Genomic DNA, 20,099 nt, shown 5'->3' with positions numbered 1-20,099 from the left:
TAGGGCAGGATGCGCCGGGGAGAAAGGGCGCAACCCCATGTTTTGTTGCAGCCACGCCGCTCTCATCTCAAGGCCTTTGATCGCTCGCGGCCGGATCGGTCGGGACGACGATGCGCGGCGGTGGCGTGCCGGGCTGCGGTCCGGGCGCGCCCGGCGGAGGTTCGGGCGGCTGGTCGATCGGCAAACGAAGCTGTCCGTTGCCGATATTCACCGTCACGCCCTGCGTATCCAGGCCAACGCTCATATTGCCCAGGCCCGCCTCCGTCGCGACATTGGCGATGGCGTTGACGAGGTCGCTGTCCTTAGTCTCCTCCGGCGCATCCTCGACCGGCTCGTTGATCGCGCCCGCCATGAAATTGCGCCAGATCCGCGCAGGCACGCCGCCACCCGCCGCTCCGCCGGGCAGGGGGGTATTGTCGTCATTGCCGATCCATACCGCCGTCACCAGCCCGCCCGCATAGCCGACGAAGATCGCATCCCGGCTGTCCTGCGTCGTGCCGGTCTTGCCGAAGGTGCTGGTCCGCAATGCCGCCGCGCTTCCGGTGCCGCGATTGGCGGCGGAGGACAGCAGGTCGCGGATCATCTCCAACTGGTCGTCGCTGAAAGCTTTTCGGCGGCTCAGCAGCCGGTCGAACCAGCCCTGTTCCTCGGGCGGCAGGCCATGGGCCAGCACTGGATAGGCGCCCGCCGCCACCGCCGCATAGGCCTCGGTCAGCTCCACCAGCGGGATTTCCGAGGTGCCGAGCGCCAGGCTCAAATCCTCGGTCAGCGGCGCGGTGACGCCCAGATCGCGCGCCACCTTGATGACATTGTCGACGCCGATCTTCTGCGTCAGCCGCACCGCCGCGACGTTGCTCGACGCGGCAAAGGCCTGACGCAGCGTGATCCGGCCGCGATATTTGCCGCCATGATTGGCCGGGCGATAGGTGCCGGTGGTGATCGGCGTGTCCTCGATGAAATCGTCGGGCGTCATGCCTGCGCGGAATGCCGCGAGATAGACGAACAGCTTGAACGTCGACCCCGGCTGGCGCTTCGCCTGCACAGCGCGATTGAAGGCGCTTTTGCCATAATCCTTGCCGCCCACCATGGCGACGACGCTGCCATCGGGCTTCATCGCCACCAGCGCCGCTTCCGCCTTGCCCAGCGGTGCGCGGCGGATCGCGGCTTCCGCCAGCCTTTGAATGCGCCAGTCGAGCGTGGTCGTCACATTTTGCGCGCCATAGACCGCGCCCGCCCGGTCGCGGGCCTGAGGCAGCACCCAGTCGGCAAAATAAGTGCCGCTGGTCGGATCGGGCGCTTCATGCACGTTGAGCCGGGCCGGGGGCAGGGCGTTGCGCTGGGCCTGGCTGATATAGCCCGCCTCCACCATCGCCTGCGTCACCAGCGCCGCCCGCTCCCGCGCACCTTTCAGATTGGCGGTCGGCGCAAGCCGGGAGGGCGCCTTCAGCAACCCGGCGAGCATCGCCGCCTGCGGGATGGTCAGCCGTTCGGGCTGGCGGTTGAAATAATGCAGCGACGCGGCCCGCAACCCATAGACATTATCCCCGAAATAGACGTTGGAGAGATAACGCTCCATGATCTGGTCCTTGGTCAGCCACGCTTCCAGCCAGAAGGCGATCAGCGCCTCCCGCGCCTTGCGGCCGAAAGTCCGGTCGCTGGAGAGGAACACGCCTTTGGCAAGCTGCTGGGTAATCGTGCTGCCACCCTGGGACGAGCCGCTGGACCAGAGATTATGCCATGCCGCCCGCGCTATGCCGCGTGGGTCGATCCCCCAATGGTTATAGAAACGCCGGTCCTCGATTGCCATGAAGGCCTGCGGCACATGTTTGGGCAGGGCGGCCACGGTGACGGGCCGGTCGATGATCGCGCCGCGCCGGGCGATCAGATGGCTGTCCGCCGACATCAAGCTGATGCTGGGCGGCGCGATGGGCTTCAGGGAACGGGACATCGGTGCCGTCACCGCCAGCCAGGCGATGACGATCATCAGCAGCGCCAGCAGCGCCGCGACTACCCATCCGCCGATCTGCACCCGCCGTTTCCAGGGCCTTGGCGGCGCGAAGGCGCTTGGCGGGCCAGCCCCGAAGGCGCGGGGCGGCAGGGTTTCGGGCTCCGGAATCGGCAGGGGGTCTTTCATCGCTTCGGTCATGCTGTGTTATTTGTCTGATACAGTCAAGCATGTCCCGTCGCGGGACAGCCCCGGGTTAACTTTGAATCGCGATGTTACAAATGGTAAAGAATCTCTTAACCTGTCGCCCATGAGAACGAGACCTCTAGTCCTGACGAGCGAGTCGGCCCGCCATCCGTTCCGCCAGCGGCTGCCGCGCCATGTCCTGCGCGTCGAAGAGTCGAGCGTGGCGCGCGAACGCCCACCGGTTTCCGACGATAATGACTGGAAGCTGTTCATGCTGAGCTTCGGCGCCTTCTTCACGGCTTTCTACAGCTTCATTTTCTAGAGCAATCCAAGACGTCCCCCTCCCGCAGGCGGGAGGGGTTAGGGGTGGGCGCGAGCGAAGCGAGCTTCTAGCTTAGCCTTTGAAGATCACCGCTGATGTCGCGTTAGCCCACCCCCTAGCCCCCTCCCGCCTGCGGGAGGGGGAATGTCCGCTTTCTTCCCATCAATCGCAGGCCTTGTGCAGCGTCCACGCGATCCACGCGCAGGGCAGGCACAGCGCCGCCACCAGCAGCAACTGGTTCACCACCGACAGCCCGGCGATGCTGAGGCTGATGGTGATCAGCGATCCGATCACCATCGCGCCCGAATTGACGATATTGTTCGCCGCGACCGTCCGCGCCGCCTCGCATTTCTCGACCGTGGTGGTGAGGAAGGCATAAAGCGGCACCACGAACATGCCGCCGAAGGTTGTCACGCATAGCAGGCAGATCGACAGCGGAATCGCCAGTGGATGGGACAGAAATCCCGCCAGCGAGAGCATCCGCCCGTCGGACCCCGCCATCCAGAGATCGCACACGATATGGAAGGCGATGATGCTGATTCCCATGCCGATCACGGAAGCCGGGGCATATTTGGCCGACACATGCCCCCCCAGCAGCCGGTTGATCGCGACCGAACCGATGGCGATGCCGATCGAAAAAATGCCCAGGAACAGGCTGGCGACCGACTTGTCGGCGCTCAGCACATTCTTGACCAGCGGCGGGAACTGGATGAACAGCACGGTGCCCACGGCCCAGAAGAAGCTGATCGCCATGATGGCAAGGTAAAGCCGCCTGATATGCATCGTTCCCCGCACCAGCGTGATCGAGGATCGGATGATATGAAAATCGATCGGCTGCCGCTCCAGCAGCGATGGGGCGGGCGGCACCTTGCGGCCGGCGAGCCAGCCGATCACGGCGGTCAGGATGATGCCGACCGCCGCCGCCTGTACCGGGATGACCCCGGCCAATATGGTCCCGGCCAGAATCGCGATATAGGTCCCCGCCTCGACCAGTCCGGTTCCGCCCAGCACTTCCTCATCATGCAGATGCTGCGGCAGAATCGCATATTTGATCGGCCCGAAGAAGGTCGAATGCACCCCCATGGCGAACAGCGCGACCAGCAGCAGCGGAATGGCGAGCGTATGGACCGCGATCCCGCTCCAGATCAGCGCCAGCCCGGCTGCGCCCACGGTCATGATGACGATTTCGGCCGCCTTGACGATGCGGATGATGGTCGCCTTGTCCCGCTGATCCGCCAATTGCCCGGACAGGGCGGATAGCAGGAAGAAGGGCAGGATGAAGACGCCCGTCGCCAGCGCGCTGAACCAGGTTTCCGATTTCTCGTCGTTATAGACGGTATAGACGACGAACAGCACCATCGCATTCTTGAACAGATTGTCGTTGAAGGCGCCGAGGAGCTGGGTGATGAAAAGCGGCAGAAAACGTCGCTTGTTGAGGAGCCTGAGAGAGGCTTGCATGGGCGAGGGGGTCTTCTTCGCTGTGGATGAGCGTGGCGGGGTCTAGCCATAGATGACTGGTCTGTCCAATCCTCCCGTGCGCGAAGGCGTGTCGCCTTGCTCGTGCGCCCGCTTGTGCGCGGGCGCTGACTGTGGCAGTCCGCCGCCATGCTGACGCTGCCCAATTTGCTGACGCTTTCGCGTATATTGACCGTACCCCTGCTGGTCGCCCTGCTCTGGCCCGCCGAAATCGGTGCGCGCTGGACCACAGGCTATATGTTGGCCTTCGCGCTCTATTGCCTGATGGGGATCACCGATTATTTCGACGGCTATCTCGCCCGGGCGCAGGGCGCGGTGTCGAGACTGGGCATTTTCCTCGATCCCATTGCCGACAAGATCATGGTCGGCGCGGTGATCCTGATGCTGTCGGCCACCCGCGACATTTCGGGCATCCATATCGCCGCCGCGATGATCATCCTTCTGCGGGAGATCGCCGTGTCGGGCCTGCGCGAATTTCTTGCCGGACTCCAGGTGTCCGTGCCGGTGTCCCGCCTCGCCAAATGGAAGACCACTTTTCAGCTCATCGCCCTGGGTGCGCTGATTCTCGCAGGCGCCGTCCCGCAATTCCCCTTCGTGCAACTGGTCGGCATCGCCACGTTGTGGGCGGCGGCAATCCTGACCCTGGTCACGGGCTGGGATTATCTGCGCGTCGGCATCAAGCATATGGATTGAGCGATGGCACGGCTTAGCCTCGTCTATTTCGCCTGGGTCCGCGAAGCCATCGGCCGGGATGAGGAGCAGGTCGAGCGGCCCGCCGCCGATGTCACCATCGGCGCGCTTATCGCTACGCTGGCGGCGCGGGGCGGCGGCTATGCCGAGGCCTTTGCGCGACCGGACAAGCTGCGCGCGGCGCTCGACCATCGCTTCGTGCCACTCGACAGCCCGATCGGGGAAGCGAAGGAACTGGCGATCTTTCCGCCGGTCACAGGCGGATGAGCAGCGTTTCCATCCAGACCGGGGATTTCGACCCGGCGGTCGAACTCGCCGCGCTGGAGGCGAGCGGCGGTGGCGGCGTCGCCAGCTTCACCGGCATCGTGCGGGGGGATGGCGGGCTGATCGCGCTCGAACTCGAACATTATCCGGCGATGACGACGGCGCAGGTCGAACGCATCGTTGCGGAGGCAAGCGAACGCTGGCCCTTGCTCGGGGTGCGGGTGATCCATCGCTTCGGGCGGCTGGAGCCGGGCGAGCGGATCGTCTTCGTCGGCACCGCCTCACGCCACCGCACGGCCGCGCTGGAGGCTTGCGCGTTCCTCATCGACTGGCTGAAATCGCAGGCGCCCTTCTGGAAGAAGGAGCATTTCGATGACCGCACCGCCTGGGTCGAAGCCCGCGTTGAGGATGATGTGAAGGCTGATAGTTGGAAGCGGTAATGCGCTCTGACTTACGCTGCCAAACCTCCGTGCTCCTGCGTAGGCAGGAGCCCAGTCCCGCCGTCTGAACTGGACTCCTGCCTACGCAGGAGCACGGTGATTCTTCGTCCAAGGCAACGCTCGTTGTCTAGGCCGTAAACTCATAAATGTCGCGTTCGAGGTTTGAGGCAAAAAGGCCCAGCACAAGGAGAGAGGGCGCAGGAATATGTCGATATTTCAAGCCCTCTCGACGCCGGGATGGGCCTTTTTGGTCAAATCCGCAGGACGCCAAAATGGCTTCCATCTCGAACCGAAATGCGCTTGCAAAGGTGTCCAACCTTCGCCGCGCGCATTTCGGCCCGATATGTTCGCCATTTTGGCGCCTCGAACGCGACATTTATGAGTTTACGGCCTAAGCCGCCCGGCTGACCTCCGGCAAATCCGCGGCATCGCGCAGCAGCTCCGCCAACAACCGGAATTCCTTGTCCCGCGGGCTGTTCTTGCGCCACACCAGCGCGATGTCGCGATGCGCCCGTTCCGACCGCAGCGGCCGGGCGGTGATCTGCGTATGGTCCAGCAGTCCGCTGGCGATCGCCATTTCCGGCATGATCGTCATGCCTAGGCCGTTATCCACCATCTGCACCAGCGTATGCAGGGATGTGCCCATCATCATCGCGCTCGCCCGGATCTCCGGCCGGTTGCAGGCAGCCAGCGCATGGTCCTTCAGGCAATGCCCGTCCTCCAGCAGCAGCAGCTTGGTCTCGTCGATCATCTCTGGCGTGATCCATTCGGGCGGATCGCGCGGATCATCCCGCGGGAAGGCGACATAGAGCCGGTCCTGGAACAATATTTCGCTGTCCAGTTCCCCGGTCGGAAAGGGCAGGGCCAGCAGCACGCAATCCACATTGCCATGCCGCAGGGATTCGATCGCCGCCTGCGTCGTTTCCTCGCGCAGGTAAAGCTTCAGTTCCGGCCGCTCGTTGCGCAGTTTGGGCAGCAGGCGGGGCAGCAGGAAGGGCGCGATGGTCGGAATGACGCTCATGCGCAATTCGCCGGTCAGCGGCTTGCCCGAAGCTTCCGCAATGGCGGCCAGTTCCTCCGCCTCGCGCAGCACGCGATGCGCCTTCTCGACGATGCGGTCGCCCAGCGCGGTGAAGCGCACCACCCGGCGGGTCCGCTCGACCAGCGTGATGCCGACCAGCGATTCCAGCTCGCGAATGCCCGCCGAAAGCGTCGACTGGGTCACGAAGCAACTGTCCGCCGCCTTGCCGAAATGGCCATGCTCCTTCAGCGCCACAAGATATTGTAGCTGCTTGAGCGTGGGCATGTAGCTCGACATTGATCGCCTTCCTCGATTGGAAAGCGCAATATAAGTGATTTAGCCGATATATCCAAGCCATTTGGCCACGCCGAACAGCGATGTCAGCGTGAGGATCGATCCCACGGCGATGAACAGCGTTCGTGGCGAGACGTGCCGGGCCAACTTCGCGCCGAAGGGCGCCGCGATCACGCCGCCGATCAGCAGGCCGATCGTGTAGGTGGTGAAGGTTTCCCATCCCAGATGCAGCAGGAAGGTGATGCTGATCGACAGGGTCAGGATGAATTCGACGCTGTTGACCGTGCCGATGGTGTGCCGCGGGCTCGATCCCTGGATCAGCAGGTTCGATGTCACCACCGGCCCCCAGCCGCCGCCGCCGGTCGCATCCATGAAGCCGCCGACAAGGCCCAGCGGCCCCACCCATTTGGGATCGCGCGCCTGGGGCGGGTAATGGAAACCGCGCCAGACCAGATAGACGCCGATCGCCGTCAGGTAGAATTGTACGAACGGCTTGATGACGGCGCCGTCGACATGGGACAGCAGATAGGCGCCCGTGACGCCGCCGATCACGCCTGGAATGATGAGCCGCGCGAACAGGCGCCAATCGACGTTGCGATGGGCGATATGGCTGATCGCGGATACGCCGGTGGTGAAGGTTTCCGCCGCATGCACGCTGGCCGACGCCCTGCTGGGCGGCACGCCGAGCGCCAGCAGCAGCGTGCTGGAAATGACGCCATAGGCCATGCCTAGGGCGCCGTCGATCATCTGGGCGCCGAAACCGATAAGAATGAAAGGCAGAATTTCGCCGAAATGGGCGATAAAGGTGTCGATCATTCAATGGTCCCTGTTATGATTGTCTACCGCCTTGATTGGTATATCACGGGCCGCCAAGAAACTTTCTGTTTTATCGGGCGAAGCCGAAATAGCCTGCCATCTGGAAAATTCATCCTTTTGCGCTTATGTACCAGTTGGTCGGTTTCATCAGGGGCGCTGCATGCTGCGCAATCTTATTGCTTATCTGGACTCGGTCAAATCCCGCGACCCTGCTCCGCGCTCGCGCGCCGAAATCCTGCTCTATCCGGGCGTCTGGTCGCTGGCCTTCCATCGCGTGGCGCATCGCCTCTATCGCACACGGCTCTATTTCCTGGCCCGGGCGGTGAATCATTTTTCCCGATTCCTGACCGGCAACGACATTCATCCGGGCGCCCGAATCGGCAAGCGCTTCTTCATCGACCATGGCTTCACGGTCGTTGGCGAGACGGCGGAGATCGGTGATGACGTCACCCTCTACCAGAATGTGACGCTGGGCGGCACCGACCCCGCGAACGGCATCGCCGGCAAGCGGCATCCCACGCTGGAGGACGGCGTCATTGTCGGGTCCGGCGCGCAGGTCCTGGGCCCGGTGCGCGTCGGCGCCCGAGCCCGCGTGGGAGCCAATGCCGTCGTGACCAAGGATGTGAAGGAAGGCGCCACCATGGTCGGCATTCCCGCCCGCGCCATGCTGGTCGACGTGACCGCCTATCAGCGCGAATTCCTGCCCTATGGCACGCCTTGCTCCGACTGTTTCGATCCGGAAAAGCAGAAACTGGAACTGCTTCAGTGCGAGGTCGAGCAATTGCAAAAGCGTCTGGCTGAACTGCTTGCGGAACGGGGGGATGCGCCTGGCGAGAAGGTTCCGCTCCTTAAGGAGCGTGGCCGCGCCTGATGAGCAATGTGACGCCGTTTCCGTCGCAAGAGGCCCAGGGCGTAAGGGCTTCCTCCGGTCAGACCGGTTTCGATCGTCTCGAACTCCAACGGATCATGGATCTTTACGGCCGCATGGTCGCCGCCGGCCATTGGCGCGACTATGCGATCGACATGGGCCGCGAAGCCGCGATTTTCTCCGCCTTTCGCCGGGCGGCCGAACGTCCGGAATTCCGCATCGAAAAACGGCCCTCCCTGCGCAACCGGCAGGGCATGTGGGCGCTGATCGGGGAGGCGGGCCATGTGCTGAAGCGCGGCGCCGAACTCCAGGGGATTCTCGCGCCTGTCGAACGGCGCTTGCTCAAGATCGTGGGGGATTGAGGCGTACGCGGTCCGCAGAGGCATCGGCGGAAGAGTGTATATTGGGTGGTTTCCCGCTATTCCCCCCTCGTCACCCCGGACTTGATCCGGGGTCCCGCTTTCTTCTCTCGTCCGCGCCTAGCCCAAGGCAGCGGGACCCCGGATCAAGTCCGGGGTGACGGAGAACTAATGTCAGCAACTGGCCACCCTCCCGCCAAACGCGGCGATTTGCCGTTCGGCAAGACCGGAATCATCAGAAGAGCGATCATCCCTGACCCTACGGCATTGTGGAAGATGCCTCCTTCCCACCCACAGCTCCAAGATTCGGCCTTTTTCGCCGCCTGCGTAAATGATAGCGCCTTCCCGGAAATCATGAAGGAGAGGCTTGGCCCATGAGCTTGCCGGCATTTTTGAAAGGCCGTTTGTCCCTGCCGCTGATCGGCTCCCCGATGTTCATCGTCTCGCAGCCGTCGCTCGTGATCGCCCAGTGCCGCGCCGGGATCGTCGGGGCCTTTCCTTCGCTCAATGCCCGGCCCTCGGGTGTGTTCGAACAATGGCTCCAGCAATTGGGAGAAGCTTTGACGGAGCAGGATGCGCCTTTCGCCGTCAACCTGATCGTGCACAAGACCAACAGCCGGCTGGAGGAGGATCTTGCCCTCTGCGTCAAATATCGCGTGCCGATCGTGATCACATCGCTCGGCGCGCGGGAGCATGTGAACGAGGCGGTGCATAGCTATGGCGGCATCGTCCTGCATGACGTCATCAACAATGTCTTCGCGCGCAAGGCGATCGAGAAGGGCGCCGACGGCCTGATCGCGGTCGCGGCGGGGGCGGGCGGCCATGCCGGCACCCTGTCACCCTTCGCTCTGGTGGAGGAGATCCGCGCCTGGTTCGACGGCCCGCTCGCCTTGTCGGGCGCGATCGCCACCGGACGCTCGATCGCGGCGGCGCGGATGATGGGGGCCGACTTCGGCTATATGGGTTCCCCCTTCATCGCGACGGAGGAAGCCAATGCCGAACCGGCCTATAAGCAGATGATCGTCGACAGCGGCGCGGGCGACATCGTCTATTCGGACTATTTTACGGGCGTGCTCGGCAATTATCTGCGCCCCAGCATCGCCGCCGCGGGGCTGGACGCCGACAAGCTGCCCAAGGCGGCGGACATGGATTTCGCCAGCATCGCAGGCGGCGACAAGAAGGCCTGGCGCGACGTCTGGGGCGCGGGGCAGGGGATTGGCGTGATCGACAAGATTCAGCCCGCGGCCGATTTCATCGCGCAGCTCAAGGCGGAATATCAGGCTGCGGTCACCGCTTTCGGCGCGTGACCGACCACCTTCGCCTCGCCGGTCGGATCAGAGGAATCCGCGCAATTCGGCCATGAAGCGGTCGAACTGGTCATGGTGCAGCCAGTGACCCGCATCCGCGAATTCGACCAGCCGGGCATCCTGGAAATGCGCTGCGCGTCCGTCCTTCACCGGATTGGACGCCCAGCTATCCAGCCCCAGGCACAGGAGCGTCGGGCATGTGATCCGCGTCCAGAATTCGGGTAGGTCCATGTCGCTCCAGGCCTGCGGCGCCGGATCGTGCAGATAAGGGTCGAATTTCCAGCGGTAACTGCCATCCTCGTTGCGATTGACGCCATGAATGGTGAGGTGCATCGCCTGCTCGACCGACAGATGGTCGTTGCGTTCCCGCATGCGCGCCACCGCCGCCTCTATGGTCGGGTAATGGCGCCGGGTCTGTCGCGCGCGGGTTCGCCGCTTTTCGATCCATTGCAGCCATTGGTCGGGCACGGGCTTCTTCGTCTGCTCCTCGATCCGGCCCGGCGACAGGCCCAACCCCTCTATGGCGACGATCTTGGCGACCTTTTCCGGGAACAGCCCGGCATAGCGCAGGACGATCGAACCGCCCAGCGAATGGCCGACCAATATCACCGGATCACGGCCCAGTTGCTCGATCAACTGCGCCAGGTCGTAGACATAATTCTCCATCATATAGGAGCCTTCGGCCGACCAGGCGCTGTCGCCATGGCCGCGCAGGTCGGGCGCGATGATGTGATAATCCTTCGCCAGCGCCCGCGCCGTCCAGTCCCAGCTCCGCGCATGGTCGAACCCGCCATGCACCAGGACCAGCGTCGGGGCCGCGCTGTTGCCCCAGTCCAGATAGTGGAGGCGCATACGCAGCGACGTGTAGAAATGCGAAGTCGGCGCGGCTTGCGAGTTCATGCGATCCTGCGAACTGGTGGAAAGGGAGCGGACGATGGTCATGCCTCTTTGGCGAACTCTCCCATGCTTGCAAGGGGTAAGGGCAGGGAAATCCCTGTTTTGCGCATGTTTGGTCAAATTTTGGTAAAGATCGGACTTACAGATCGTCCGAATGGGCGGCCAGCCTGACGAGCTTCTGCCCGCCTTGCGTCACGGCCGTCACGATGCGCGCCAGCTCGGCCTGCTTGAACGGCTTGTCGAGCCGGGGCCGCTTGGTCATGGTCAGCGGCAATTCGGCAAAGCCGGTTATGATGACGACCGGCAGGCCGGGCAGCCTCTCCTCAATCTCATCCGCCAGTTGCGTGCCGCTCATGCCCGGCATGGCGAAGTCGGTGATGACCAGGTCGACGCTGCCCTGTTCCAGAACGCGCAGCGCATCCAGGCCGGATGTCGCCAGGAACACCGTATGTCCCAGCTCCTCCAGCATGCCGGCAGTGTTGGTCAGCACCAGATCGTCATCGTCCACCGCCAGGATGACGAGCGGCTCCGTGACCATCAGTGCCGGCATGTCGGGCATGGCCGCCGCCTGTTCCGCCATCGTGCCCGCCGGCGCGACGGGCAGCCACAGCGATACGGTGGTCCCTTGTCCTGGTTCGCTGAGGATGGTCAGCGAACCGCCGCATTGCTCGGCAAAGCCATGCACCATGGACAGGCCCAGGCCCGTGCCCTTACCGATCCCCTTGGTGGTGAAAAAGGGTTCGCGCGCCCGTTCCAGCGTCGCCGCGTCCATCCCTTCGCCCTCGTCGATGATCGACAGGCGCACATAGCGGCCGCCGTCCGGAACGGGCCGTTGCGCCTGCGGCAGCGTCTCTTCCGCGCCCTCGATGATGATCCGCCCGCCGCCGGGCATCGCATCCCGCGCATTCACCGCCAGGTTGAGCAGCGCCAGTTCCAATTGCGCCGGATCGGCCTTGGCGGCGCTCAGATGCAGGGGGAAGCGCGTTTCGATGGTCACGCCCGCGCCCAGCGTCGTCTTCAGCAGATCGGCCATGTCCCGCACCAGCCCGACGCAATCCACGCTTTGCAGCTTCAGCTCCTGCTTGCGCGCAAAGGCCAGCATCCGCTGCGTCAGCGTGGCTCCGCGCTCGGCGGCGGTCATGGCGTTGTCGATATAGCGCGACACGTCCGCCCCGGTCGCCAGCCGCTGCCTCGCCAGGTCCAGGCTGCCGACGATCACCGCCAGCAGATTGTTGAAATCATGCGCGACGCCGCCGGTCAGCTTGCCGATGGCGTCCATCTTCTGCGCCTGGAAGATCGCCTCCCGCGCCTCATCCAGCGCTAACTGCGTCTCGCGCCGTTCGGTGAGGTCACGGGTGATCTTGGCGAAGCCGATCAGCTCGCCGTCTGCCTCCCGGATCGCGTCGATGATGACATGCGCCCAGAAGCGCGATCCGTCCTTGCGGATGCGCCATCCCTCCGCCTCGAACCGGCCTTCCCGCGCAGCCGTTTCCAGCGCGCGAGAGGGCAGGCCGGCCATGCGGTCCTCCTCCGGATAGAAGCGGGCGAAATTCTGGCCCAATATCTCTTCGGTCTTATAGCCCTTGAACCGCTCCGCCCCCGGATTCCAGCTCGTGATCGTCCCCACCGGGTCGAGCATGTAGATCGCATAGTCCGTCACGCCCTGCACCAGCAGGCGGAATCGTTCCTCGCTGCGCCGCAATTCCTCTTCTGCGGCGCGGCGTTCGGTGAGGTCGCGGGTGACCTTGGCGAAGCCGATCAGTTGACCGCCCGGCTCGCGGATGGGATCGATGACGACATGCGCCCAGAAGCGCGATCCGTCCTTGCGCACGCGCCATCCCTCCGCCTCGAACCGGCCCTCCTGCTCGGCGGTTTCCAACGCCAGCGCGGGAAGCCCGACCGCCTGATCCTCCGGCGTGTAGAAGCGGGAAAAATGCTCACCGATGATCTCTTCGGCTTCATATCCCTTGAACCGGCGCGCGCCGGCGTTCCAACTGACGATGATGCCGTTGGGCGACAGCATGTAGATCGCATAGTCGGTGACGTTCTGGACCAGCAGCTCGAAGCGGTTTCCAGATCCTTCCGGTGCCGCCGTGCTCATTGAGGGGTTCCCATGGAATAATCTTGTGCAGCGGGACAACGCTCCTGCGTGGCGGACGTTCCGCTTGCGAAAGCGATTGTTCGCTGACGCCGGGCCGCCGTCGCCATTGACTTGCCCGTGCCCTCCGCGCCAAGGAAGCGCCTCTCCAGGGAGATTGGACGCATATGGGCAAGACCGCAGGAATCACCGTCATAGGCGAAGCGATGCTGGAATTGAGCCGCGCTTCGAAGGAGGGCTGGAACCTGCGTTATGGCGGCGACGTCATCAACACCGCCCTCCATCTCGCCCGCTGCGGCGACAAGGTGCGTTTCGCCAGCGCGGTCGGCGCCGATCCGATGAGCGCGGATCTGCGCGCCGCCTGGGAGGGGGAGGGGATCGACACCTCGCTGCTCCTCTCCGCCGAAGGGCGCTTGCCGGGGCTCTACGCCATCGAAACCGACGCGCAGGGCGAGCGCAGCTTCCATTATTGGCGGGGGGAGGCCGCCGCCAAGCGCATGTTCGACCTGCCCGGAAGTGCCGCCATGGCGCAGCAGGCGGCGGAATCGGAACTGCTTTATTTCTCTCTCATCACCCTGGCCATCCTGCCCGAAGAGGCGCGGGAAAAGCTGCTGGCCCTGTGCGAAGCGGTGCGCGCGAACGGCGGCAAGGTGGCGTTTGACGGCAATTACCGCGCCCGCCTTTGGCCCGACGCCGCGACTGCCTGCGGCTGGCGCGACCGCGCCATCGCCTTGAGCGACATCGGCCTGCCCACCCTGGCCGATGAGGTCGAGATGGGCGAGGCGGACGATGCCGCCGACGCCGCCCGCCGCTGGGGCGCCGGGGAGGGGCGGGAGGTCGTGGTGAAATTGGGTGCCGAAGGCTGTCTGGTGGATGGCGAGGTCGTCGCTCCGCCCGCCAAGCTCAGCGTCGTCGATTCGAGTGGCGCGGGCGATGCGTTCAACGGTGGCTATCTCCATGCCCGCCTTGCTGGCCGATCCCCGCGGGAAGCCGCGCTGGCGGGCCATCGCCTTGCGGGCTGGAACATCGGCCGTCGCGGCGCCATCCCGGCCCGCGACGCCGACGCGCCCTATGCCGACCTTTGAAATTCTCCGCAGCGACGTCGTTGACGCCATCCGGATCAACGGCTAAGTCGCCTTTCATCCGGGCGGGTGTAGCTCAATGGCAGAGCAGAAGCTTCCCAAGCTTACGACGAGGGTTCGATTCCCTTCACCCGCTCCAGATTTTTCTGATATTTCAATATATTGCGTTGAACTCGCCGTGAGCGCGTTCTTGACGGCCCGATTGCGCGCAACCGGCCATTTGCAGACATGAAATCCTCCCTGCGCAAAGCGTGGGGAGGGGGACCAGCCGAAGGCTGGTGGAGGGGAAACTGCGCAGGTCGTGCCCTCTTCCCCTCCACCATCGGCTGCGCCGACGGTCCCCCTCCCCATCTATCGATGGGGAGGATTTAAAATGTCTGCCATCCCCAAAAAATCACCCCACCTGCCGCTTCGCGAGCTTCCTCGCTAGCGTCCTTCGATGCATGCCCAATCGCCGCGCCGCTTCGGAAATGTTGAAGTCGCTATCCTTCAGCACTTCATGGATATGCTCCCATTCCAGCGTCTTGATCGACGTCGGGCGCGGCCCCAGCGGCGTGGAGGGGTCGCCTGCCGACCGGGCGAAGGCCGCCTCTATGTCATCGCTGTTGGACGGTTTCGCCAGATAGTTGGACGCGCCCAGCTTGATCGCCTCCACCGCCGTGGCGATGCTGGCGAAGCCGGTCAGCACGACGATCACCATCGCCGGATCATGGGCATGGAGCGTCTGCACGCAGACCAGCCCGGACTCCGCCCCCAGCTTCAGGTCGACCACCGCAAAGCCCGGCTTGCTGCCCGCCAGCACCAGTTCGAGCGCGGCATGGCTGTCCGCCGTCAGCACCACATAGCCGCGCCGCTCGAAGGAGCGCTTGAGCGTCTTGGCAAATGCCTCATCATCCTCGACGATCACCAGCAAGCGCTCAGACATCGGCATTTCCCTCTTCCATCGCCACGGTGCCCAGCGGCAGGCGCAACAGGATCAGCGCCCCGCCATCCGCGCCATTGCTTGCCGATACGCTGCCGCCCAGCTTGCGCACGACATTGACGACCAGGAAGAGGCCCAGGCCGTGACCTTCCTTGCCCTTGCTCGATCGGTAGGGCTTGCCGAAATCCTCCAGCATGGCCTCGGAAAAGCCGCTGCCATTGTCGCGCACCGCGATGTTGAGCGAACTGCTGTCGCGCCCGACCAGAAGGTCGATATAGGTCGCGCCCGCTTCCCGCGCATTGTCGAGCAGATTACCGATCGCCTGCCGGATCACCGGATCGGCAATGATGCGCGGATAGTCATGCGGCCCGAAATCGCAGCGCAGCGGCATGCCGGGATTGGCCCTGCGCCACTCCATGGCGATGCCGTCGATGAAATCGCGCACATTGGTGACTTCGGGCGCCTCGCCCCGCGCCTCGCCGGAAGACAGGAGGATGCCGGTCACGATCGCCTTGCAGCGCTGGACCGCCGCTTGCATCTCCTCCACTTCTTCCACCAGGTCGGGATGGCCGGTGATTTCCGGCATATGCTTCCAATCGCCCAGCACCACGGCGAGCTGAGACAGGGGCGTGCCCAGTTCATGCGCCGCGCCCGACGCCAGCAGGCCCATTCGGATGATATGTTCCTCCTCCGCAGCCTGTTGCCGCAGTTTCGCCAGATAGGCGTCCCGCACCTGGAGGTTGCGTGTCACCGGCAGCACGAACAGCACCAGCAGCACCGCGATCATGGTCAGGCAGATCCAGGCGCCGATGATATGCAGATCGAACAAATGGCCTTCCAGCACGCCATTCAGGTCCAGCGGCCGATAATGCAGCGCCAGCAGTCCCGCGCAGAGCGCCGATACGAAGACGATCCCCCAGACGCTCCAGCGGTCGAGCAGCACCGCGCCCAGCGCCACCTGCACCAGATAGAGCGAGATGAAGGGATTGGTCGCCCCGCCGGAGAGATAAAGCTGCGCCGTCAGCAGCAGCACGTCGAACAGCAGCGAGAGGAACAGTTCCGCGTGGGACACGTCGGTCCGCTTGCGCAGAACGCCGAAGCTCAGGCCATTCATCAATATCGCCATGCCCGCGACCAGCAGCATCGGGGCGATGGGCAGTCGGATGCCCATGACGAAATGCACCGCCAATATGGTGATGAGCTGGCCCGCAATCGCGAGCCAGCGCAATTGCACCAGCAGCGCCAGATTCTTGCGGCCCGCAGCATCGGCCGGCCACTGGCTGGGCTGCCAGAGGGTGCTGATCGGCAGGTTCCGGTTCATCCCCGGCGGTCTTTCCGCTCCTGACGCATGACGAACATGTACGCGCCCGCGACCATCGCCGCCAGCACGAACCATGTGATCGCATATTGCAGGTGGCTGTTGGGGAATTTGATGACGGTGAGGCCGCCGACCGGCAGGCTGTCGGGATCGCGGGCGGCGTCGGCGTCGATGAAATAATCGGCCAGTGGTCCCTTGATCCCGCGCGCCGCGCCGATGGCGGCGACGTCGCGGGAAAACCAGCGATCCGCCGCCGGATCGTTGGAGCGCAGGAAACCGCCGCCCGGTTCGCTCAGGCGCAGCAGCCCCGTCACATGAACCTCGCCCTGCGGCCGTGTATAATCCCGGCGCTTGTCGGGCGGCACGAAGCCGCGATTGACGATCAGGGTAAAGCCCTGGTCGGTGACGAGCGGCGTCAGTACCCAGAAACCGGGGCCGCGCACGGTCACCGCCTGTACGAGCGCAGTCTTGTCGTGAAGGAAATGGCCCGAAATCCTCACCCGGCGATATTCATCGGCCCTTGCGGCGGCACGGGGAGCGGGGATGGGGAGGGCGTGGATTCGCGCATCGACGCGGGCGATCAGGTCGCGCTTCCAGCCGAGGCGCTGGATCTGCCAGCCGCCGAGCGCACAAAATCCTGCGAAAAAGAAAAGGGCGATCAGCGTCAGGCCGATCAGAAAGGCCGGGGAGCGCTTGCCGCGCGCCCCGTCTTGGGCCGTTTTCACGGCATTTCGCTCATATTCTGCATCGTCGACATGTCGTGCATGGCGCTCATGTCCATGTCCGCATGCGGCATCATGTTGGCGTTGAGGTGGTACATGACCCACAGCGATCCCGACAGGACGATGACGACCAGAACGATGGTCAGCATCATCGCCATGAACGACCAGCCGCCTTCGACGCGGGTGTTCATGTGCAGGAAGTAGATCATGTGGACCACCACCTGAACCGCGGCAAAGCCCATGATGACCACGCCGGTCAGCTGCGGATCGTCCAGCACGCCGCTCATCACCAGCCAGAAGGGGATGGCCGTCAGGATCACCGACAGACCAAAGCCGATCATGTAGCTGCCGTAGCTGCCGTGCGAGCCTTCTTCATGATGCCCATGGTCGTGGCTGTCATGATGGCCATGAGGATGGACAGCGTCGCTCACCGCAGGACTCCCATCAGATAGACAAAGGTGAAGACGCCGATCCAGATGACGTCGAGGAAGTGCCAGAACATCGACAGACACATCAGCCGGCGCTTGTTGGCCGGGATCAGGCCTTTCTTCGCGACCTGCACCATCAGCGTGATCAGCCAGATCGAACCGAAGGTGACGTGCAGCCCGTGGGTGCCCACCAGCGTGAAGAAGGAGGACAGGAACGCCGAACGCTGCGGCCCCGCACCCTCATGGATGAGGTGCGAGAATTCGTAGAGTTCGATGAACAGGAACGCCCCGCCGAACAGCAAAGTGACGACCAGCCAGCCCTGCGTGGCGCTGACCCTGTTCTTCTCCATCGCCAGCATGGCGAAGCCGTAGGTGATCGACGAGAAGAGCAGCATCGCGGTGTTGAGCGCGATGAGCGGCAGGTCGAACAGGTCCTTCGGTCCTGGCCCGCCGGCATAGCTGCCGCCCAGCACCGCATAGGTGGCGAAGAGGATGGCGAAGATGAGACAGTCGCTCATCAGATACATCCAGAAGCCCAGATTGGTGCTGTGGCCTTCGTGGAGGTGCGGCTCTACGGGCAGGTGGTAGGCCCGCTCTTCCCGATGCGCCATTGCAGTTGCGCTAGTCATGAGTGTCAGGCTCCTACCGCCGCGAGGGTACGCGTGCGCTCATCCTCGGTGCGCGTGACGACATCCTGCGGGATGTGGAAGTCGCGCTTGTAGTTGAAGGTGTGGCCGATCGCGACCGCGACGAGGCTCACAAAGCTGAGGCCCGCGAGCCACCAGATGTACCAGATCAGCGCAAAGCCGCAGAGCGTCGCCAGACCCGCGAGGATCACGCCCGCGCCGGTGCTGCCCGGCATATGGATCGGCTGGTAGCCGGAGAGCGGACGCTGATAATTGTTCCGCTTCATGTCCGCCCATGTGTCGGTGTCATAGACGACCGGCGTGAAGGCGAAATTATACTCCGGCGGCGGCGAACTGGTCGCCCATTCCAGTGTGCGGCCATCCCAGGGATCGCCGGTTTCGTCCTTCAGCTCCTCGCGCTTCCAGATGGAGACCGCGAACTGGACCAGCATGGCGCCGATGCCCGCCGCGATGATCGCAGCGCCGACGGCGGCAATGATGAACCAGATGTGGATCGACGGATCGTCGAACACGCGCATACGGCGGGTGACGCCCATCAGGCCGAGGATGTAGAGCGGGGTGAAGGCCATCCAGAAACCGATCTGCCAGCACCAGAAGCTCACCTTGCCCCAGAAGACATTGAGCTTGAAGCCGAATGCCTTGGGCCACCAGTAATTGATCGCCGCGAACAGGCCGAACAGCACGCCGCCGATGATCACATTGTGGAAGTGCGCGATCAGGAACAGCGAGTTGTGCAGCACGAAGTCCGCGGGCGGAACGGCGAGCAACACGCCGGTCATGCCGCCGATCGTGAAGGTCAGCATGAAGGCGACGGTCCACATCATCGGCAGCTCGAAACGGATCTTGCCGCGATACATGGTGAACAGCCAGTTGAAGAGCTTCGCCCCCGTCGGGATCGAGATGATCATCGTCGTGATGCCGAAGAAGCTGTTGACGCTGGCGCCCGACCCCATGGTGAAGAAGTGGTGCAGCCACACGAGGTAGGACAGCACCATGATGCAGCAGGTCGCATAGACCATGGAGGTGTAGCCGAAGAGGCGCTTGCCCGAGAAGGTCGAGGTGACTTCTGAGAAGACGCCGAACAGCGGCAGGATGAGGATGTAGACTTCCGGGTGGCCCCAGATCCAGATGAGGTTGACGTACATCATCGGATTGCCGCCGAAATCATTGGTGAAGAAGGCGGTGCCGGCATAGCGGTCGAGCGACAGCAGGACGAGCGTCGCGGTCAGGATGGGGAAGGACGCGACGATCAGGATGTTCGCGCAGAGCGAGGTCCAGGTGAACACCGGCATCTTCATGAGGGACATGCCCGGCGCGCGCATTTTCACGATGGTCGCGATCAGGTTGATGCCGGACAATGTCGTGCCGACACCGGCCACCTGTAGCGCCCAGATATAATAGTCGACACCCGTCGCGGGACTGTAGGCCAGCCCCGAAAGCGGCGGATAGGCAAGCCAGCCGGTCTGGGCGAACTCACCCAGGAACAGCGACATCATCACCAGCACCGCGCCGCCCGTGGTCATCCAGAAGGAGAAATTGTTGAGGAACGGGAAGCTGACGTCGCGGGCGCCGATCTGCAATGGGACGATATAGTTCATCAAGCCGGTGATGAACGGCATCGCCACGAAGAAGATCATGATGACGCCATGGGCCGTGAACACCTGATCATAATGGTGGGCGTTGAGATAGCCCTCCGACCCGTTGAAGGCGAGCGCCTGCTGTAAGCGCATCATGATCGCGTCGGCAAAGCCGCGCAGAAACATGATGAGGCCCAGCACCATGTACATGATGCCGATCTTCTTATGGTCGACGCTGGTGAACCACTCCTTCCAGAGATAGCCCCAGAGCTTGAAATAGGTGAGCGCCGCGACGACCGCCGCGCCACCCAGCACCACCGCCGCGAAGGTCGCGACGATGATGGGCTCATGCCATGGGAAGCTGTCCCATGTCAGACGACCAAAGATCATCTGTGCTGTTGTCATTGTGCCAGTCATGGG

20 protein-coding genes and 1 tRNA gene are annotated in these 20,099 nt (G+C 63.7%); 9 read left to right on the top strand and 12 right to left on the bottom strand.

The genetic code is table 11. The annotated features are described in order from the left end of the window. Nucleotides 1–67: 67 nt before the first annotated feature. Nucleotides 68–2,146, bottom strand: coding sequence for a transglycosylase domain-containing protein (locus HUK72_RS05820; RefSeq protein ID WP_176595937.1), 2,079 nt, complete (start codon nt 2,144–2,146; stop codon nt 68–70). 109 nt (nt 2,147–2,255) lie between these two features. Between HUK72_RS05820 and HUK72_RS05815 the strand changes: the two genes are divergently transcribed. After that, nucleotides 2,256–2,453: a hypothetical protein gene (locus HUK72_RS05815; RefSeq protein ID WP_176595936.1), complete on the top strand. Its 198-nt coding sequence runs from the start codon at nt 2,256–2,258 to the stop codon at nt 2,451–2,453. A 162-nt stretch (nt 2,454–2,615) separates the two neighbouring features. Here HUK72_RS05815 and HUK72_RS05810 read toward each other — a convergent pair whose 3' ends face one another. After that, complete coding sequence (locus HUK72_RS05810) at nt 2,616–3,911, bottom strand: MFS transporter (RefSeq protein WP_176595935.1); 1,296 nt, start codon at nt 3,909–3,911, stop codon at nt 2,616–2,618. A gap of 147 nt (nt 3,912–4,058) precedes the next feature. Between HUK72_RS05810 and pgsA the strand changes: the two genes are divergently transcribed. Genes pgsA through HUK72_RS05795 form a run of 3 tightly spaced genes read left to right on the top strand, consistent with a single transcriptional unit; the run spans nt 4,059 to nt 5,323 of the window. Beyond that, nucleotides 4,059–4,622 (top strand): CDP-diacylglycerol--glycerol-3-phosphate 3-phosphatidyltransferase, encoded by a 564-nt coding sequence (gene pgsA, locus HUK72_RS05805; protein WP_066558340.1) that lies wholly within the window; start codon nt 4,059–4,061, stop codon nt 4,620–4,622. Nucleotides 4,623–4,625: 3 nt separating this feature from the next. Further along, nucleotides 4,626–4,886 carry a MoaD/ThiS family protein gene (locus HUK72_RS05800; protein WP_176595934.1) on the top strand — a complete coding sequence of 87 codons (261 nt, stop codon included), beginning with the start codon at nt 4,626–4,628 and terminating at the stop codon, nt 4,884–4,886. Beyond that, nucleotides 4,883–5,323 carry a molybdenum cofactor biosynthesis protein MoaE gene (locus HUK72_RS05795; protein WP_176595933.1) on the top strand — a complete coding sequence of 147 codons (441 nt, stop codon included), beginning with the start codon at nt 4,883–4,885 and terminating at the stop codon, nt 5,321–5,323. Before HUK72_RS05800 ends, HUK72_RS05795 begins: the two co-directional genes overlap by 4 nt. Nucleotides 5,324–5,714: 391 nt before the next feature. On the opposite strand, the gene HUK72_RS05790 is transcribed toward HUK72_RS05795, so the two are convergent. Together HUK72_RS05790 and HUK72_RS05785 are read right to left on the bottom strand one after the other, a co-directional pair. Further along, nucleotides 5,715–6,641, bottom strand: coding sequence for a hydrogen peroxide-inducible genes activator (locus tag HUK72_RS05790; protein ID WP_066558331.1), 927 nt, complete (start codon nt 6,639–6,641; stop codon nt 5,715–5,717). 39 nt (nt 6,642–6,680) lie between these two features. Beyond that, nucleotides 6,681–7,454, bottom strand: coding sequence for a sulfite exporter TauE/SafE family protein (locus HUK72_RS05785; RefSeq protein ID WP_066558326.1), 774 nt, complete (start codon nt 7,452–7,454; stop codon nt 6,681–6,683). Nucleotides 7,455–7,614: 160 nt separating this feature from the next. Here HUK72_RS05785 and epsC point away from each other — a divergent pair, with 160 nt between their 5' ends. From epsC to HUK72_RS05770, 3 genes are all read left to right on the top strand, one after another. Then, nucleotides 7,615–8,325, top strand: coding sequence for a serine O-acetyltransferase EpsC (gene epsC / locus HUK72_RS05780; RefSeq protein WP_176595932.1), 711 nt, complete (start codon nt 7,615–7,617; stop codon nt 8,323–8,325). Further along, entirely contained in the window at nt 8,325–8,684 is a 360-nt protein-coding gene (locus HUK72_RS05775; protein WP_176595931.1) for a DUF2794 domain-containing protein, read from the top strand. The genes epsC and HUK72_RS05775 overlap by 1 nt, the downstream gene beginning before the upstream one ends. A 371-nt stretch (nt 8,685–9,055) precedes the next feature. Beyond that, the gene (locus HUK72_RS05770; protein ID WP_176595930.1) at nt 9,056–9,988 is read left to right on the top strand and encodes a nitronate monooxygenase family protein; all 933 of its coding nucleotides are present in this window, start codon (nt 9,056–9,058) and stop codon (nt 9,986–9,988) included. 27 nt (nt 9,989–10,015) lie between these two features. On the opposite strand, the gene HUK72_RS05765 is transcribed toward HUK72_RS05770, so the two are convergent. Then, entirely contained in the window at nt 10,016–10,888 is an 873-nt protein-coding gene (locus HUK72_RS05765) for an alpha/beta fold hydrolase (RefSeq protein WP_176597758.1), read from the bottom strand. 136 nt (nt 10,889–11,024) lie between these two features. Further along, nucleotides 11,025–12,986 carry a PAS domain-containing sensor histidine kinase gene (locus HUK72_RS05760; protein WP_176595929.1) on the bottom strand — a complete coding sequence of 654 codons (1,962 nt, stop codon included), beginning with the start codon at nt 12,984–12,986 and terminating at the stop codon, nt 11,025–11,027. 164 nt (nt 12,987–13,150) lie between these two features. Here HUK72_RS05760 and HUK72_RS05755 point away from each other — a divergent pair, with 164 nt between their 5' ends. Both HUK72_RS05755 and HUK72_RS05750 read left to right on the top strand, forming a co-directional pair. Further along, entirely contained in the window at nt 13,151–14,068 is a 918-nt protein-coding gene (locus HUK72_RS05755; protein ID WP_176595928.1) for a sugar kinase, read from the top strand. Nucleotides 14,069–14,130: 62 nt separating this feature from the next. Further along, nucleotides 14,131–14,204, top strand: a tRNA-Gly gene (locus tag HUK72_RS05750). Nucleotides 14,205–14,459: 255 nt separating this feature from the next. Here the strand turns inward: HUK72_RS05750 and HUK72_RS05745 are convergent. Genes HUK72_RS05745 through cyoB form a run of 6 tightly spaced genes read right to left on the bottom strand, consistent with a single transcriptional unit; the run spans nt 14,460 to nt 20,096 of the window. Next, nucleotides 14,460–14,990, bottom strand: coding sequence for a response regulator transcription factor (locus HUK72_RS05745; protein ID WP_176595927.1), 531 nt, complete (start codon nt 14,988–14,990; stop codon nt 14,460–14,462). After that, nucleotides 14,983–16,308: an ATP-binding protein gene (locus HUK72_RS05740; RefSeq protein WP_176595926.1), complete on the bottom strand. Its 1,326-nt coding sequence runs from the start codon at nt 16,306–16,308 to the stop codon at nt 14,983–14,985. Before HUK72_RS05740 ends, HUK72_RS05745 begins: the two co-directional genes overlap by 8 nt. Next, nucleotides 16,305–17,030 carry an SURF1 family protein gene (locus HUK72_RS05735; RefSeq protein WP_176595925.1) on the bottom strand — a complete coding sequence of 242 codons (726 nt, stop codon included), beginning with the start codon at nt 17,028–17,030 and terminating at the stop codon, nt 16,305–16,307. The genes HUK72_RS05740 and HUK72_RS05735 overlap by 4 nt, the downstream gene beginning before the upstream one ends. Then, entirely contained in the window at nt 17,027–17,458 is a 432-nt protein-coding gene (gene cyoD, locus HUK72_RS05730) for a cytochrome o ubiquinol oxidase subunit IV (protein WP_176595924.1), read from the bottom strand. The genes HUK72_RS05735 and cyoD overlap by 4 nt, the downstream gene beginning before the upstream one ends. Next, complete coding sequence (gene cyoC / locus HUK72_RS05725) at nt 17,455–18,066, bottom strand: cytochrome o ubiquinol oxidase subunit III (RefSeq protein WP_369805982.1); 612 nt, start codon at nt 18,064–18,066, stop codon at nt 17,455–17,457. Before cyoC ends, cyoD begins: the two co-directional genes overlap by 4 nt. A gap of 23 nt (nt 18,067–18,089) precedes the next feature. Then, nucleotides 18,090–20,096, bottom strand: a complete 2,007-nt coding sequence (cyoB, locus tag HUK72_RS05720) for a cytochrome o ubiquinol oxidase subunit I (RefSeq protein ID WP_176595922.1) — start codon at nt 20,094–20,096, stop codon at nt 18,090–18,092. Nucleotides 20,097–20,099: the final 3 nt, after the last annotated feature.

The sequence above is a fragment of the Sphingobium sp. 15-1 genome (genome assembly GCF_013375535.1).
Classification (GTDB): Bacteria; Pseudomonadota; Alphaproteobacteria; order Sphingomonadales; family Sphingomonadaceae; genus Sphingobium; species Sphingobium aromaticivastans.
Note: the sequence above shows the minus strand (reverse complement) of the source record. Positions and strands in the feature narration are given on the sequence as shown.